General features: G+C 53.2%; 10 protein-coding genes. 5 read left to right on the top strand and 5 right to left on the bottom strand.

Annotated features, from left to right (window positions below):
* Positions 1-166 precede the first annotated feature (166 nt).
* Positions 167-547, top strand: a complete 381-nt coding sequence (locus IGS51_RS02655) for a single-stranded DNA-binding protein (RefSeq protein ID WP_297075560.1) — start codon at positions 167-169, stop codon at positions 545-547.
* Positions 548-549: 2 nt separating this feature from the next.
* On the opposite strand, the gene coaE is transcribed toward IGS51_RS02655, so the two are convergent.
* From coaE to glgB, 3 genes are all read right to left on the bottom strand, one after another.
* Complete coding sequence (gene coaE / locus IGS51_RS02650; protein ID WP_297075558.1) at positions 550-1,218, bottom strand: dephospho-CoA kinase; 669 nt, start codon at positions 1,216-1,218, stop codon at positions 550-552.
* 18 nt (positions 1,219-1,236) lie between these two features.
* Positions 1,237-2,871 (bottom strand): uroporphyrinogen-III C-methyltransferase, encoded by a 1,635-nt coding sequence (cobA, locus tag IGS51_RS02645; protein ID WP_297075555.1) that lies wholly within the window; start codon positions 2,869-2,871, stop codon positions 1,237-1,239.
* A 75-nt stretch (positions 2,872-2,946) separates the two neighbouring features.
* Positions 2,947-5,253 carry a 1,4-alpha-glucan branching enzyme gene (gene glgB / locus IGS51_RS02640; protein WP_297075553.1) on the bottom strand — a complete coding sequence of 769 codons (2,307 nt, stop codon included), beginning with the start codon at positions 5,251-5,253 and terminating at the stop codon, positions 2,947-2,949.
* A gap of 663 nt (positions 5,254-5,916) precedes the next feature.
* Between glgB and IGS51_RS02635 the strand changes: the two genes are divergently transcribed.
* A complete protein-coding gene (locus tag IGS51_RS02635; RefSeq protein ID WP_297075551.1) occupies positions 5,917-7,860 on the top strand; it encodes an ABC transporter ATP-binding protein in 1,944 nt (647 codons plus the stop codon).
* Positions 7,861-7,888: 28 nt separating this feature from the next.
* On the opposite strand, the gene IGS51_RS02630 is transcribed toward IGS51_RS02635, so the two are convergent.
* A complete protein-coding gene (locus tag IGS51_RS02630) occupies positions 7,889-8,068 on the bottom strand; it encodes a hypothetical protein (RefSeq protein WP_297075549.1) in 180 nt (59 codons plus the stop codon).
* A gap of 21 nt (positions 8,069-8,089) precedes the next feature.
* Here IGS51_RS02630 and IGS51_RS02625 point away from each other — a divergent pair, with 21 nt between their 5' ends.
* Complete coding sequence (locus IGS51_RS02625; RefSeq protein WP_297075546.1) at positions 8,090-9,865, top strand: DUF3352 domain-containing protein; 1,776 nt, start codon at positions 8,090-8,092, stop codon at positions 9,863-9,865.
* A 47-nt stretch (positions 9,866-9,912) separates the two neighbouring features.
* Here IGS51_RS02625 and IGS51_RS02620 read toward each other — a convergent pair whose 3' ends face one another.
* A complete protein-coding gene (locus tag IGS51_RS02620; protein ID WP_297075543.1) occupies positions 9,913-12,045 on the bottom strand; it encodes a tyrosine-protein kinase domain-containing protein in 2,133 nt (710 codons plus the stop codon).
* Between the two features lie 688 nt (positions 12,046-12,733).
* On the opposite strand from IGS51_RS02620, the gene IGS51_RS02615 reads away from it, so the two are divergent.
* Positions 12,734-14,449, top strand: a complete 1,716-nt coding sequence (locus IGS51_RS02615) for an ABC transporter ATP-binding protein (RefSeq protein ID WP_297075540.1) — start codon at positions 12,734-12,736, stop codon at positions 14,447-14,449.
* 55 nt (positions 14,450-14,504) lie between these two features.
* Positions 14,505-15,677: a polysaccharide pyruvyl transferase family protein gene (locus IGS51_RS02610; protein ID WP_297075538.1), complete on the top strand. Its 1,173-nt coding sequence runs from the start codon at positions 14,505-14,507 to the stop codon at positions 15,675-15,677.
* The last annotated feature ends 7 nt before the right edge of the window (positions 15,678-15,684 follow it).

The following is a 15,684-nucleotide window of genomic DNA, read 5'->3' as shown; positions in this document are numbered from 1 at the left end:
TGGTGGGTAGCTGCCTGCAAAAATAGCTCGGTGCCAGGGTGATTTTGACAACCCCTTTGGATTTGAGTCCAAAGGGGTTGTTGTTATTTAAAGCTGCTTGTTATGTCTTTTAATCTGAGGGGAATAATAGCCTTATCAAGGTTTTTCACACTGAGGGTGCATTGTTATGGCAAGTGCTGGTTTAAATAAGTGGATTGTCAGTGGTAATTTGGGCGCTGATGCTCAGATGAAAACAATCGATTTGCGGAATGGAGAGAAGGCTCAAGTCGCTGAGGCAACGCTCTACGTCCGGAGTCCTCGAAATCGCGATGAGTCTTTTACGGTGTCGTTAAGTATTTGGGAGAAGTCTGCGGCTTGGCGAAAGCTCCCATATTTGAAGAAGGGATCTCTAATTATTTGCACGGGAAACCTGGAACCTAGTCCTTATATTTCAAGCAACGGTAATGTTCCGAAGGCTGGGCTGTCCATGACAGTGTTAGATATTGATTTGGATATTGTGCGGGATGGGGGTGATAACGATTCTGATGAATCGCTATCTGCTGCTTAGCGTTAAGATGCTGATGATTCTGATGCGTGTTGTAGTGCCCAGTCGATCTGTTTAAACAGAGCTTCTAGGGTTGATGTGTTTTGGATGATGACGTTGGCGTGGCTGATTTTCTGACTGATTGGCATTTGGCTGTCGATGCGAGCGTGGATCTGTTCTAGGCTGAGGCGGCCGTTGCCGGAGCCTTCTACGTCTCGCTGCATGAGTCGTTCGATTTGCTGTTCGCGAGGGCAGTTGACGACCCAGATTTCGTTGACTAGATCTGTCATGCGGGCTTCGAATAGAAGTGGCACGACGACGACTGCGATCGCCTCTCGCCGCCGTGCCAATTCCTGTAGCTCTGCGGTGATACGATCGCGCACGTAGGGATGAATGCGCTGCTCGATCCAAAGACGTTCTGGCGGACTATGGAAGATAATTTCTCCGAGTCGGGCGCGATCGAGTCGTCCGTTGGGCATGAGGATACTTGGCCCATATCGTTCCACAATTTCATGGAGTACGGCACACCCAGGTTCAACTGCTTCTCGTGCATATACATCGGCATCTAGTACGGGAAGCTGTCGGACTGTTGCCAGATAGTTTGAAATCGTGGTTTTTCCCATCCCAACGCCGCCAGTGAGTCCAATTGTGCGGGGGGGCGCACTCCGGGTAGAACTATAGCTGCGATCGCTCATAGAGTCACCCTGCTTGTTTTAGGAACTCTTTGCCCATTTGACTAATGCTTGCGTCAATCCCTCCAAAGTATACTCTTCTGCCTCTATGTCTACTCGTCCAAATGCGGCTTGGCAGGCTTGTGAGGTTTGGGGACCGATCGATGCCAAGCAGATGGAGCTTGACAGTAAGCTGGGATTAATGTCCAGAGTTTGACAAAGAGCGGCGAAAAGTTGCTTGAAGCAGTGTACTGTTTTCGAGCTTGCAAACGTAATGATATCGACGTTTTGGTTTTGAAAGGCGTGTTGTACGTCTGCCGCAATGGCTTTCGCGCAGCCTGATTCGTAAGCAGGGACTTCGACGACTGCTGCGCCGCTGTGGGTAAAAGCCTGAACGAGAACGTCTCGACCGCCCGTTTCGACTCTGGGGAAGAGAATGTTTAACCCTTGCAGAGGTTCGGGAAAATGCTCGACTAGGGCATCAGCCACAAAGTCAGGCGGGATAAAGTCGGGCTGAATGCCATAGTGCTGGAGCTGGGCGGCTGTTTTTTGTCCGACCACAGCGATTTTGATTCCGTTCAGGGAGCGGGAGTCCTGATTTTGGGCAAACAGGCGTTGAAAGAAGGCATCGACCCCGTTTGTTGAGGTCAAGATCAGCCAGTGGAACTTGGGCAGACGGGCGATCGCCCCATCAAGGGCATCCCAGCTTGAGGGCGGGCCTATCTCCAGAGTCGGCATTTCCAGCACAGTTGCGCCCTGGGCTTGCAGGAGTTGTGTAAAGGAGCTAGATTGTCCTGCGGCGCGGGTTACTATCACTGTTTTGCCGGAGAGGGGCAGCAGCATGGGCTGGTCTGCTGGAGAATTTATCTGCAAGGTGGAGTCGGACACGGGCGCGATTGCAGGTGACGGGGGAACTGAGCTAACTCCATTTTGGGCTGAGGACGGGGGATCAAGATAGGGGCGGAGCGCGACAACTTCACCAATTGTAATGACGGCGGGTGATAGCGCTTCGTGGGCGGTTTGTCGTACGACCGCTTCCAGCGTGCTTGTCCACACTTGCTGCTGAGGATGCCCGGCCCAGCGAATAATGGCGATGGGGGTGTGGGGCGATCGCCCGTTGGCAATTAACCGCTCCACAACGACCGCAAGCTGCTGGGTTCCCATCAGCACAACCAGCGTATCGATCCCCGCTAGCGCGGACCAATTGAGCGCATCTGGCGCATGGGCACTCACTACGGCAAAGCTGCGGCTTAGCACCGGGTCTGTGAGAGGGATACTTGCCAACAGGGGCCCTGCCAGGGCTGAGGAAATGCCAGGGATGACTTCAAAGTGACAGCCTGCTGCCTTCAAGGCCTGAATTTCAGACGCAGTGCGCCCAAAGATGAACGGGTCGCCGCTTTTGAGCCGAACAACTTGCAGCCCTTGCTGACACAGGTCAACCAAAAGACGATCGATTTCTGATTGCTTGAGGCTGGGCTGCCCCCCGCGCTTTCCAACGTGAATACGCTGGCAGCTTGCTGGCGAAAGGTCGAGCAACTCTGGAGAAACGAGCGCATCGTAGACAACTGCTTCAGCCTGCTCCAAGCGCGATCGCCCTTGCAACGTCAGGTAATCTGGCAGCCCTGGGCCCGCGCCGACAATAGACACGAACCCTGTCGGCACACTGTCAGGACGCAAAGCCCAATGGGGGGCGATCGCCATCAATCTCCACCTGTAAATGACACAAAAACTAACTCAGGAGATTCGCTAAAGTTATTCCTCCGGTGGCTCCGAACCCGCAATCTCGCGAGTCTTGCTGCGATCGACCTTCAGCACCAGCACCCCCAACGGCGGCAGGCAAAGATCGATTGAGTAAGGACGGCCGTGGAACGACCACTCATCAGCCCACTTTCCGCCCAGGTTGCCCATGTTGCTACCACCATATTCCCGCGAATCGCTATTAAACAACTCACGATAGAATCCAGGTTCCGGCACGCCGACGCGATAGTGCGCGTGAGGCTGGGGCGTAAAGTTGCAAACCGTAATCACATATTCCTGAGGGTCTTTGCTCTGGCGAATGAAAGATACAACGCTGTGGCGATTGTCGTTGCAATCAATCCACTCAAAACCGTCATAGGAAAAGTCTTGCGTGTAGAGCGCTGGCTCACTTCTATAGAACTCGTTGAGCTTGCTTACGAAATGCTTCAGCTTTTGGTGCGGTTCGTATTGCAGCAGATGCCACTCCAGGTCGCCCCACACGTTCCACTCACTCCACTGACCAAACTCGTTGCTCATGAACAGCGTCTTCTTGCCCGGATGCGTGTACATGTAGGTATACAAGCATCGCAGGTTGGCATATTTTTGCCATTCATCTCCTGGCATCTTGCCGATCATGGCGCTCTTTCCATGCACCACCTCATCATGGGAAAACGCCAGCATAAAGTTCTCGCTGAAGGCGTACATGATGCTGAAGGTGATGTTGTTTTGGTGGAACTGGCGGAACCACGGGTCCATGTGGAAATAGTCCAACATGTCGTGCATCCAGCCCATGTTCCACTTCAGGTTAAACCCAAGCCCGCCAACGTAGGTCGGCCAGGACACCATCGGCCAGGTCGTCGATTCTTCTGCAATGCTGAGAATGCCAGGGAAGTAGCTGAAAATAACGTGGTTCATCTGGCGCAAGAAGTCTGCCGCTTCCACGTTTTCTCGACCGCCATACTGATTAGTCACCCATTCTCCGGGCTTGCGCTGATAGTCCAGATAAAGCATGGAGGCGACCGCATCGACCCGGATGCCGTCGATATGATACTTGTCGAACCAGAACAGGGCATTGGCAACGAGAAAGTTGCGAACCTCGTTGCGAGAGTAGTTGAAGACCAGCGTGCCCCACTCCTTGTGTTCGCCCTTGCGCGGGTCAGCGTGTTCGTAGAGGTGCGTGCCGTCGAACAGTGCCAGTCCGTGACCGTCTTTAGGGAAATGACCCGGAACCCAATCTACCAGAACGCCGATGCCATTTTGGTGGCACTGATCGATGAAATACATCAGGTCTTGGGGAGAGCCATAGCGCGAGGTCGCAGCGTAATAGCCTGTGACCTGGTATCCCCAGGAGCCATCAAAGGGATGTTCGGCAATCGGCAGTAGTTCGATATGGGTGAAGCCCAATTCCTTGACGTAGGGAATGAGCTTGTCGGCGAGTTCACGATAGGTCAGAAAGCGTGCGCCCGGTTTGAGGTCGGCGACAATGACAGGCGGCTCTTTGGTTCCATCAGGGCGGATATAGGGTTCGGCAGAGGAGGCGTGGAGCCAGGAGCCGAGGTGGACTTCGTAGACAGAGATGGGCTGGATTAGCGGATCGGTCTGGCGGCGCTTTTCAATCCAGTCTTGATCCTGCCATTCATAGGTTTCCAGGTCTGCCACGATGGAGGCAGTTTTGGGGCGAACCTCCTGGAAGAACCCGTAGGGATCGGATTTTTCGTAAATATGCCCTTCCTGGTTTTTGATTTCGTATTTGTAGTGCGTGCCCACGCCTAGTCCTGGGATGAATAGCTCCCAGATGCCGTTTCCTATGCGACGCATCTGGTGCTTGCGACCATCCCACCAGTTGAAGTCACCCAGTACGGAAACGTTTCGGGCATTGGGGGCCCAGACGGCGAAGTATACGCCCTTGACCCCATCGACTTCGGTGAGGTGTGCGCCAAGTTTTTCGTAGATTCGGTGATGGTTTCCCTCGGCAAAGAGGTGGATGTCGAAGTCGGTCAGCAGCGGCGAGCGAAAGGCATAGGGATCGTAGGTGACCCGCTCGTGGTCGCCCTCTTTGATGCGGAGTTGATAGTTGGACAGTTCTGCACGATCCAGGAGGCACTCAAAAAAGTGGGGATGGTGAGTGCTTTCCATCGGGTACTCGGTGCGCTCTTCGGGGCACACCACCCAGGCTGCATCGGCATTTGGCAGATAGGCGCGAACAACCCAAACCGTTTTGTCGTCTTGTGTGATCTGGTGGGGGCCTAGTACCTCGAAGGGGTCGTGGTGCTGGTTCCAGACAATGCGATTAACCTGGTCGGGTGCAACGGTCGATGACATGAAACTACCTGCCTGCAAGAGCAATCTAGACTAAGGGGTGGATGTAGCAAAACTCAACTTGACCTTACTATACAGGTCGCTTTGTCCAGTTCATCTATCTATCCTGATGGAACTATCCTGACGGAACTATCCTGACGGAATTGGTGGATGCACGCTAATGCGGAGTGTGGATGCGGGGTGCAGATGGGCGATCGCCCCTGAAGAGGTCGATGGACGGTGAGCGTTAAATCACTACTGCCAACCTGACCCGGTTCTTAAGTACAAACGTTAATACATACACCAAGTACAAACACTCTGGGCGATCCGTGACCAATACTATGAGCAATCCGTAAGCAATCCGTGAGCAATTCGTAAAAGGTCAGTTGGGGTCAGGAACTCAAAATGTCTAAGGGTTTTGTAAACAAAACCCAACATTTGTTTATTTATCTGTAATAAACCGTAGCAAATTACGGCTCAAGTCTCAAACGATGTTTAATTTTCTGGAAAACAAAAATACTGCTAGACCCTTTGGAGCAGTGGGGTGTCAAACCTCAAACTTTCCATCCATACAAAGGCGCGATCGCAGGTGTGGACAGAGGCATGGGGGATTTCTTGCCGACGCTGCTAGAATCACTAAAATTACAGGTATCTTTGCAAACTCACTGATCCTTTGGATCGTTCGCTATGCCAAATGTCGTTGATTCCGCGCCAGTGCTTGAGGTTCGCAACTTGCAGGTGCAGTTCAAAACCGAAGATCGGCTGAATACCGCAGTTGACAATATTTCGGTGCAGGTGAAGCCGGGACAGACGCTGGGCATTGTGGGCGAATCGGGGTCGGGGAAGTCGGTCACGTCGCTGGCGGTGATGGGGCTGCTGCCGCGGCCGGCGGGGCGGGTGACGGCGGGCGAAATCTGGTTTCGCGAGTCGCCGGAGGCAGAACCCGTGAACCTGCTGGCGCTGAGCGAGGAACAGCGGCGACGGCTGCGGGGCGGCAAGATTTCGATGATTTTTCAGGAGCCGATGAGTTCGCTGAACCCGGTTTATACCTGTGGGTTTCAACTCGTGGAGGCGATTCGGCAGCACACAGATATTTCCGAAGCTGAGGCGCGGCGGCGGGCGATGGGGTTGCTGCAAGAGGTGCGGCTGTTGCCCAGCGATGCGGAACTGGAGCGGCGCGTGGTGGAAGATTGGCAAAAGCGAGTGCCCACGGTGGGACGGGGGGGCGTAACGGAGCAGGAACTGAGCGATCGCCAGATTCAGCAAGCGGTGATCCGCCAGAAGCAGGCGATGCTCGACCGCTATCCGCATGAGCTCTCCGGCGGACAAATCCAGCGGGTGATGATTGCGATGGCGATTTCCTGCAATCCGGTGCTGCTGATTGCCGACGAGCCGACGACGGCGCTGGATGTGACGGTGCAGGCGACGATTCTGGGCTTGCTGCGAGAATTGCGCGATCGCCGCAATATGTCCATTATTTTTATTACCCACGACCTAGGTATTATTGCTGAAATTGCCGACTCGGTGGCGGTGATGTATCGCGGGCGGGTGATGGAGATGGGCCCGGTGATGGACATTTTTTCTAACCCCCAGCATCCCTATACGCGGGGGCTGCTGGCGTGTCGTCCCCAGCCGGATCGCCGCCTGCGGTTTTTGCCGACGGTGGCAGACTTTATGGAGGTGGAGACTGGGCCCGACGGGGCGATCGCCATTACCGAAAAGCCGATGGATCGGGAACGCCAGCGCCAGTTGAGCGACGAGATTACCGATGCCGAGAGCCAGGAGCGGTTGGCTACCTTGCAGGGGCGATCGCCCTTAGTGTCTGTGGAAAATCTGGAAGTCGGCTTTCCGGTGCGCGGTCTGTTTGGCAGAACCCAGCGCTATCTGCTGGCGGTCAACGGCGTGACCTTTCAGGTGTATCCGGGTGAAACGCTGGGGCTGGTGGGCGAGTCGGGCTGCGGCAAATCCACCCTGTCGCGGGCGCTGCTGCGGCTGATTCCCACGATGGGTGGGCGGATTGTCTTTGATGGGCAAGACGTGACCCACCTGGATCAGCGCCAGCTCCGGCAGCTTCGCCGCGACATGCAGATTATTTTCCAGGACCCCTTCAGCGCCCTCGACCCGCGCATCAGCATTGGTGCGGCCGTGCTGGAGCCGCTGAAGATTCACAACATCGGCAACGCCCGTAGCCGCCAGGAGCGTGTCGCTTACCTGCTAGAGCGCGTTGGGCTAGACCCGCGCTGGAGCAACCGCTATCCCCACGAGTTTTCCGGTGGGCAGCGGCAGCGCATCTGCATTGCCCGCGCTTTGGCGCTAAACCCGCGCTTTATTGTGTGCGATGAGTCGGTTTCGGCGCTGGATGTGTCGGTGCAGGCGCAGGTGCTGAATTTGCTGAAGGAATTGCAGGACGAATTTAAGCTGACCTACATTTTTATTTCCCATGACCTCAGCGTGGTGAAATTTATGAGCGATCGCATTATGGTGATGAATCGAGGCCGCATTGAAGAAATTGGCCCGGCAGAGCAAATCTATCGCCAGCCCCAGCAGCCCTATACCCGTCAGCTCATTGACGCAATTCCGGCAGGCACGCTCGACGCAATTCGCCAGCGGCAGGCGCGGTTAAGCGGGTGAGTCTAGAGCAGGGCTGGTCGCAATTGCTCTAAAACGGCTCGTCCCACGGTTCTCCCAGCAGCCAGGAAAAGAGCATTACGCCGAGGGCGATCGCCAGCCACGCGGGCCAATGGAACAAATGGTTGACCAATGCAATCGGGAAGTAGACCACCGCTTGCACCAGCGCCAGCGTGATGAAAAATGCCAACAGACCGATTGCAAACGCCACGAGTTGACCTGCTCCTTTGCGATGCGTGCAACCCCATGCTACAGCAAAGCGATTGGAGCGAAAGCCGTCTGCATTGCCCTGCTTCCTCGCTATCCTGATGGCAGCATCGGCATGAAAGGAAAGAAAGACATGAATCAAAACAAGCCCAAGGGACACGGTGCGGGGGCGTGGCTGGTGACTGGGGCGGCGATCGCCCTGATTGCAGGCGGTGGTCTGGGCTATTGGCTCTCTCGCCAGCCCAAACCGGGTGCAGTCTCCGATATACCCGCTGGGCTAGAAGCCGCCCCCCAGGATGCACTGCTGGCGCTATCGGTGTCTACTCGTCCGGCCCAGTGGCGACAACTGCGCGAATTTGGCACGCCCCAGACCCGCGCCCGACTGGATCAAGCGCTGGTAAACTGGCGCGATCGCCTGCTGACCTCCAAAGGCTATCGCTATGACCAAGACATTCAGCCCTGGGTGGGCGACGAGGTGACGCTGGTGCTGCTGGCTCCGGCGGCAGAAACCGAAAAACCACCCGCCCTCTGGATATTGCCCATCGAAGATGCCGAAAAAGCGCGGCAAAGTCTGTCGCGGCTGGGGGCGGGCGCATCGGCCCCTGCTCGCAGCCATCAAGGGATTGCCATTCGCACCCTTCCCGGAACCGAGGGACAGACCCTCAGCGCAGCAGTGCTGGATGATCGACTGGTGCTGCTGTCGGACCATGCCCCGGCGATTGAACGGGCGATCGACACCTACCAGGGCGGCGAGGCGCTGACCCAGTTGCCGAATTATTCACTGGCGCTGGCGCAAACCGCAGTGCCAGAACCCTTTGCGCGGCTGTATGTGAACGGGCCCCAGGCCAAGGCGATCGCCGCTGCGAATTCTATTCAGCCTGCGCCGCTGCTGGGGTTGACCCCCCTGCAAAATAATCGAGGCCTGGTAGCCAGTGCCCGCCTCACCGACGCTGGGGCGCAACTGCGCGGCTTTCACTGGCTACCTGCCGACAGTCAAAACCGCTATCGTGTGGTCAACAATGCGGGGGATTTGCCAAGGCTATTGCCAGACGATGCGCTGATGGTGGTGTCGGGCAGCAGCTTCCAGCAGTTTTGGCAGGGCTATAGCCAGCAGGGCAGCGTAGTCAATCCCCGCAATCCGCTGAACCCCAACATGCTCCGCGAAGGGCTGCTCAGCACCACTGGGCTGAACCTGGAAACGGATCTGGTGGACTGGATGAATGGTGAATTTGCTCTGGCGCTGTTGCCGCAGCCCGATGCGACGGGCGAACGTCGTCTGTCGCTGGCCTGGGTGGCAGAAACGAGCGATCGCCCCGCCGCAGAAGCCGCCCTTGCCAAGCTAGACGAGGTGATGGGCAGCCGCTATCGGTTTCGCGTTACCCGGGCAGAGGTGGGTGGGCAACCCGTGGTGGGCTGGGCATCGCCCTTTGGCTCCATCAACGCGACCCACGGCTGGCTGAACAGCAACACCGCCTTTTTGACCCTGGGCACAGGCACGCTCCCCAGTCTGCTGCCCCAGTCAGAAACGCCCCTGTCTACCGATCCAGACTTTTTGGCCGCCACCACGACCTCTCTGAACAATCAAAACGGGCAATTTTTTATCGATATTGAGCGGCTGCTGACGAGCGACACCCCCTTTCCACTGCCCAATCTGCCGAATGGGGCCGAGATTTTTCTAACGGGAATGCGATCGCTCGGCATTACCACTGCCATTGAGGGCGATCGCACGACTCGCTATGACCTAAACCTGATCCTGCAAAAATCGACCGAACCCGTTGTGCCCCTGCCGCCGCCAGAGTGAGGGAGTCGCAAGCTTCGTTCTTCGTTTTTCGTTTTCGTTCTTCTCCCTTAAACCCTCGTATAAGCAGAATAGACTGCCTTTTCGTTGACCCGCACGCGGTTTGCCACGATGCCCAAAATGGGCAGATTCGACACGCGGAAGGTTTCCAGCGCGTCGGACAATTGCTTGCGCTGAAGCTGCCCCAGGCTGGCGACGATCAGCGTGCCGTTGGTGTAGGCGGCGATGACGCTGGAATCCGCCAGGTTCATGATCGGCGGCGTGTCGTAAATCACTAGGTCGAACAGGCCGGCGCACTGGCGGGCGACTTCCTGCATCCGGGGCGAGGTGAGCAGGCGGATGGGGTTGGGAGCCATCGAGCCAGCGGTGATGACATAGAGCGACGAGTCGGGCGATCGCCGTCGGATCACCTGCTTCAGCGATACGTCATTATCACTTAGCAAGTCCGTCAAGCCCAGATCATTCGGCACGCTCAGCCGCTCGTGCAGCGTCGGCCGCCGCAAATCGGCATCCACCAGCAGCACCCGCTGACCCAGCGAGGCCGCCGCCTGCGCCAGATACAGCGCCACAGTGGATTTGCCTTCTTCCGGCGTGGCGGAGCTAATGGTGAGCGATCGCAGCGGTTGCGACGCACTCAGCAAATTCACCCGCGTCAGCAAGGACTGGAACGATTCCAGAAATAGCGGCGAGAGCTGCTGATCGGCGGTGAAAATAGCCGTTGGCTGGAGCGGAATCTGCCCCAGCACAGGCAGCCGCGCCCCGGACTTTAGCTCGTCGGGCGCATGATAGCGGTCTGCCAGAATTTCGATCAGTAGCCCTACGCCAATGCCCAGCAGCGAACCCAGCAATGCAGCGAGCAATAAATATTGACTGACGTTAACGCTGGCGATGTTGGTTGGTTCACCGTTCGCGTCGCGGAGCAGGGTTGGTGGATTGATCAGTTCCCACGGGGTTTGCTCTTGGGCTGCGTCGATTTGCAGCGCCTTTTGGCGGGCCGAAAACTCGGTCAAGATACCCGTGGCGATATTCAACTGCCGCTGGATTTCGTCATATTCGTTGGCAGCGGCGGGCAGGTTGCGGATCTGCTGCTGAATCTGGCTCTCGGACTGGGCGATCGCCCGATTGCGATCTTCCAACACGCGAATCTGGTCTTCGACCTTACCCAATACGCGCCGCGCCTCGCGGTTAATCAACTGCTGGATGTTATCGCGCCGCTCTCGCAAATACTGCATGTCTGGGTTCAGGTCGGTCATGCGGGCGGCTTCGGTCGCCAGTTCTGCCTCGTACTGCTGAAACAGACCCAGCAGCGTGCCATATTCGGGGGCCTGGCTGAGAATGGCGACAGGATCATTGGCAGCTAAGGCCGCGAAGCGCGATCGCGCTTCCACCAGGTTTGTGTTAGCGGCAAGCCGTTCCTGGCGCAATGTCCCCGACTGTTGAGTTAGCTGTGTGCCTTCCAGAGCCGGATCAATCAGCGTATTGCGTTCCCGAAAGGTTTGCAGTCGCGCCTGGAGGTTATCGACCTGCGCTTGCAACGCCGGAATCTGATTATCAATGAACTGAACTGCTTGCCCAATGCTGGTTTGGCGCTGTTCCAGAGCATATCTCAAGTAGTTGCCCGAAAGGTCTTCTAGCGCAGACAGCACCACTGCCGGATCGCTGTCTTGATACGACACCCGAATAATTTTCGTGTTCTCGTCTCTGTTGCCGATGCGATTGCTGAGACGTTCTACGACGAGTCGCCGCTCCAAAATCTGTCGAGCAACTTCATCGGTCAATTCAGGGTTACGCGCCTGGAGGCGATCGACCAAGGGCTTGATTAGTTCAGGATTTCGAAGAATCCGAATTTGAGTAGGATAGTCTAGCCGTGGCCGACTCACGTCTGTACTGCCCACTCCGTCAACTTGGGCGGCTGTCGTTTGGCGGCTAGCCTGGACATCGCTGGTGACTGGCTCTACCAATAAATCAAAACTGCCGATGTAAGAGGGCGGCGTGTTGCTTGCCTGGTTCAAGATGAGAAAAGTGGCGGCGGCTGTGGTGCTGGTCGCTATGCCCAGGATGATGGGAACCCGTCGCCGCAGCGCAGCAAAGACCCAGCCAATATTCCAGGATTCCTCTCCCGCAGTGCTGTTGATGGTGGATTGATCGACAGTTTCTAGCCTGGCCAGAACGGGTTCTGACATGGACCAGCCCAAGTGCTGCGGGTTGAAATTGGATTGAGAGTTTTGTTCGCTTTTCATAGGCTGCTGAGAATCTGTGGGCGGCTTGATAATGACCGTTCTAACCGTTCTAATCGTTGAGATGGGGTTCCCAAAATCGGTCGGTTGCTCAGACGATGGGAGTTCTGTTAAACATTTACGCTTTTCCACATTTGGGCCCGGATTTTTACGGAAAGTAAAATTGACGACAGGGCGCGATTTTGCTCCGGTGGAGGGCGATCGCCCGCAATGACTCGCCAATCATCCCCGCATCCTCTACGAATCATCAGCAAGGCTGCACCCGGCAAAGCATTCCAAGAAGCACCCTCTGGACATTCAGACATTCGGACAGCCTAACCGCAGCCTCAACGAATTTCCGAATACTCCGGATTTCCACGAAGCCTTCATGAACTTAGATACAGAAGGCTTCGAGTTCATATTGCATTTTGTTAACTTGGCTGCAAGATGCAGAAGGGCGATCGCATTTTTGTGTGTCTGGGGCGAAGCAGATCTAAGTAGAAAAGTTGGTTTCAACAATTAGAGGTATTGTCTCAAAATCAGCAAGTCAAAATCTGGAAAAGATTGAGAGTCGTACTATCTTCCTATGCTGCAATACTTCAAAAAGATCTGGTTTATCCTGGGAGACTCACGAAAGCACCTCCCGCTACTGTTCTTGGTTTTTACGATTTCCTCGATTGCTGAAACGCTGGGTATCGGGATGCTGGGGCCATTTTTTGCAATCATCTCAAATCCTCAGCTCATTGAAGAAAATCCTGTTTTGTCAGGAATATTCACGGGCTTAAAAATATTTTCTACCAGAAACGCAATTATTTTCCTCTGCGCCTTAATTGGTGTTGTTTTTATACTGAAATCAATTCTCTATTTCTTGTCAAAGTTATATATTCTAAAATTCAGTCATGCCCATCGGGCACACATGATTCAAACTTTGAATCATGCTTATCTTTATAGCGACTATAGTTATTTTATCAACAAAAATTCTTCAAGCCTGATTAAAAACATCACGCTCGAAACGCAAGAATTTTGTTACAAGATTCTACTTTCTTTGCTGTACGGCATTTCAAATTTGTTTATCCTCATCTTTCTATTTGCCCTTATGGCAGCAACAGATCTGCTGCTTTTGGTCGCTACTCTTTCAGCACTGCTGCCGGTTGTTTTGCTGATTTATATCATGCGTCATCGGCTAAAGAGTTGGGGGCGCAAGAGTTCAGAAGCCCTACAAGGCATTATTAAAACACTGAATCATGGACTGGGTGGATTCAAGGAGACGCGCGTCATCGGCTGTGCGCCTTACTTTGAGGAGCAGATGGCGACCAACACCAAGCAATACGCTCAGGCGGCTTCTTTCGCAGGCAGCTTTGATATGCTGCCGCGCATTCTAATTGAAACAGTCTTAGTAGTGTTCATTGTTTCTTTTGTCGGAGTTTCACAGCTCTTTCTGTCACGAAGCACGGATTTATTGATCTCAAGCCTGAGTGTGTTTGCTGTGGCTTCTATTCGCCTTTTGCCTGCAACCAGTCAGCTCATGTCTACAATTGGCAACCTGCAAACTACTCGCCACGTTCCAGACATTCTCTATGCCGACTTGAAAGAAGCTCAAAAAGTATCTACAATACCCAATTTCGGCATTGTCGAGGCTGGAGAAACACCTCTGGAGCATTCTGTCGCGATGGACTTTGAGCAGCAGATTTGTCTGTCCAACGTGGTCTATCGCTATTCGCCATCGCTAGAGCCAGCTATTGATGGGGTGTCGCTAAAGATTCGCAAAGGAGAATCAATTGCGTTTATTGGAAAGTCTGGTGCGGGAAAAACGACGCTCGTTGACATTATTTTAGGACTGCTAACGCCGCAAAGTGGAGATATTACGGTAGACGGTGTGTCGATTTATCAAGACCTGCGGGCATGGCAGAACTTGGTAGGGTACATTCCGCAGTCTATTTTTCTACTCGACGATACAGTCGAACGAAACATTGCCTTTGGGGTTCCGGATCATCTAATTGACAGCGGAAGACTGGGACAGGCCATTGCCGCGGCTCAGCTTGAAGAACTGATTGCCAAACTCCCAAAAGGTCTCCACACTCGCATCGGCGAACGCGGCGTGATGCTATCTGGAGGGCAACGTCAGCGCATCGGAATCGCCAGAGCGCTCTATCATGAGCGAGAAATTTTAGTTCTGGATGAAGCTACTTCTGCTCTCGATAACGAAACTGAAAAGAGAGTAAGTGACGCAATTCGGACGTTATCAGGTAAGAAAACAGTGATCATTATTGCCCACCGTTTATCAACAGTGGAACATTGTGATCTAATTTACTTATTGAAGGATGGAAGAATTTCAAAATCAGGAAAATATGAGGAAGTTGTTGCCTTTTAAGCATCGCAAAAATAATTTACCTGCTTAGAAATCGTAAACCTGAGATGCCAGAGTTATGAAGAAGTTAAATAACAACTCAAGTAAGCCCCTTGCTTTCTACAGCGCTGTGACTCAGTTTGATAATCTTGGCGATCTTTTGATTAATAAGATCTTGTTATCAGAATTGAGAAAATATGCACGTCTTGTGGTGAATGTTAATGGTGTTCCAGAATGGTACAAAGAAGAACTTGACTTATTGCCGGGAGAAATAGTTGAGGAATCTAGGATGAAATTTCGAACACGCATTATTTTGGCGGGTATCAAGAGGCTGTCCGGACTCAAGAAAAACACCTTTGCTATTATCAACCCTGGGCATAGCTATGGCGATATGAAAATGCTAGGGGGAAGTTTCTTTAAAATTTTGATAAATTCGATCCTGATTTACTTGTCTGGAGTTAGACGTTGTCGTTTTGGCTGTTCTATCGGGCCATTTTGGGGAGGTCGAGAGAGTTTAGAGAGATTGCAGTCTAAACTAATGCACTTTAACTCTGTGAGAGACAGCATATCAAAAAACTATGCTGAAAGTATAGGAATTCAGAATACGGTATATTTCCCCGATTTAGCTTGGTTGATGGAAACAGAATATACGCAAAAAAGACCATCAATCGAGTCTCGGGAATTTATAATTTTTAGCTTTCGAGATTCAACCCCTGGTTTTTTGAATGAGCATCTGAACTCTCAGAAATATCAAAAAATATTGCTCTCCAAGCTGGATGAAATAGTGGACTATGTATCAATAAATCTATCAAAGAAAATTTTGATTTGTCATCAAGTCGATCGCGACAAGTCTATGTCAGATCTGTTATATGGTCGGTATAAAAACATATGCAAGATTGATTTCTTGGACTCCAGGGTGACTAGCAGGGATATGGAAAAAGTATATTCAAGTTCATGTCTTGTTTTTAGCAATCGGTTGCATGTTCTGATGTTTTCCATGGCTTTTGGAGCGTTGCCTATTGCTGTCATTGACTCAGAAAAACACACTAAGATATCGGGAGTTTTTGTTGACTCTGGGATGAAGTCATTATTGCTAGATATTCATGATGAAGATGTATCTGTAAAGCAAAAGCTGGATGCTCTGGTTCAAAAAGAGATTTTGGTACTGAATGGTAGAATAGCTGAGTCTTACCGAAGAAATTCTATCATTGCTAGAGCTTTGTTTCAAAAGACTATCTTGAGAGCAAGCTAAATCATTT

The organism is Thermoleptolyngbya sp. M55_K2018_002 (assembly GCF_015295965.1).
Taxonomy (GTDB): Bacteria; Cyanobacteriota; Cyanobacteriia; order Elainellales; family Elainellaceae; genus Thermoleptolyngbya; species Thermoleptolyngbya sichuanensis.
Note: the sequence above shows the minus strand (reverse complement) of the source record. Positions and strands in the feature narration are given on the sequence as shown.

Bases quoted from the DNA above. Each gene is read 5' to 3' on its own strand.
- IGS51_RS02620 (WP_297075543.1), bottom strand. From the start codon at position 12,045: ATGTCAGAACCCGTTCTGGCCAGGCTAGAAACTGTCGATCAATCCACC.
- IGS51_RS02610 (WP_297075538.1), top strand. From the start codon at position 14,505: ATGAAGAAGTTAAATAACAACTCAAGTAAGCCCCTTGCTTTCTACAGC.
- glgB (WP_297075553.1), bottom strand. From the start codon at position 5,253: ATGTCATCGACCGTTGCACCCGACCAGGTTAATCGCATTGTCTGGAAC.
- coaE (WP_297075558.1), bottom strand. From the start codon at position 1,218: ATGAGCGATCGCAGCTATAGTTCTACCCGGAGTGCGCCCCCCCGCACA.
- IGS51_RS02625 (WP_297075546.1), top strand. From the start codon at position 8,090: ATGCGTGCAACCCCATGCTACAGCAAAGCGATTGGAGCGAAAGCCGTC.
- IGS51_RS02635 (WP_297075551.1), top strand. From the start codon at position 5,917: ATGCCAAATGTCGTTGATTCCGCGCCAGTGCTTGAGGTTCGCAACTTG.
- IGS51_RS02655 (WP_297075560.1), top strand. From the start codon at position 167: ATGGCAAGTGCTGGTTTAAATAAGTGGATTGTCAGTGGTAATTTGGGC.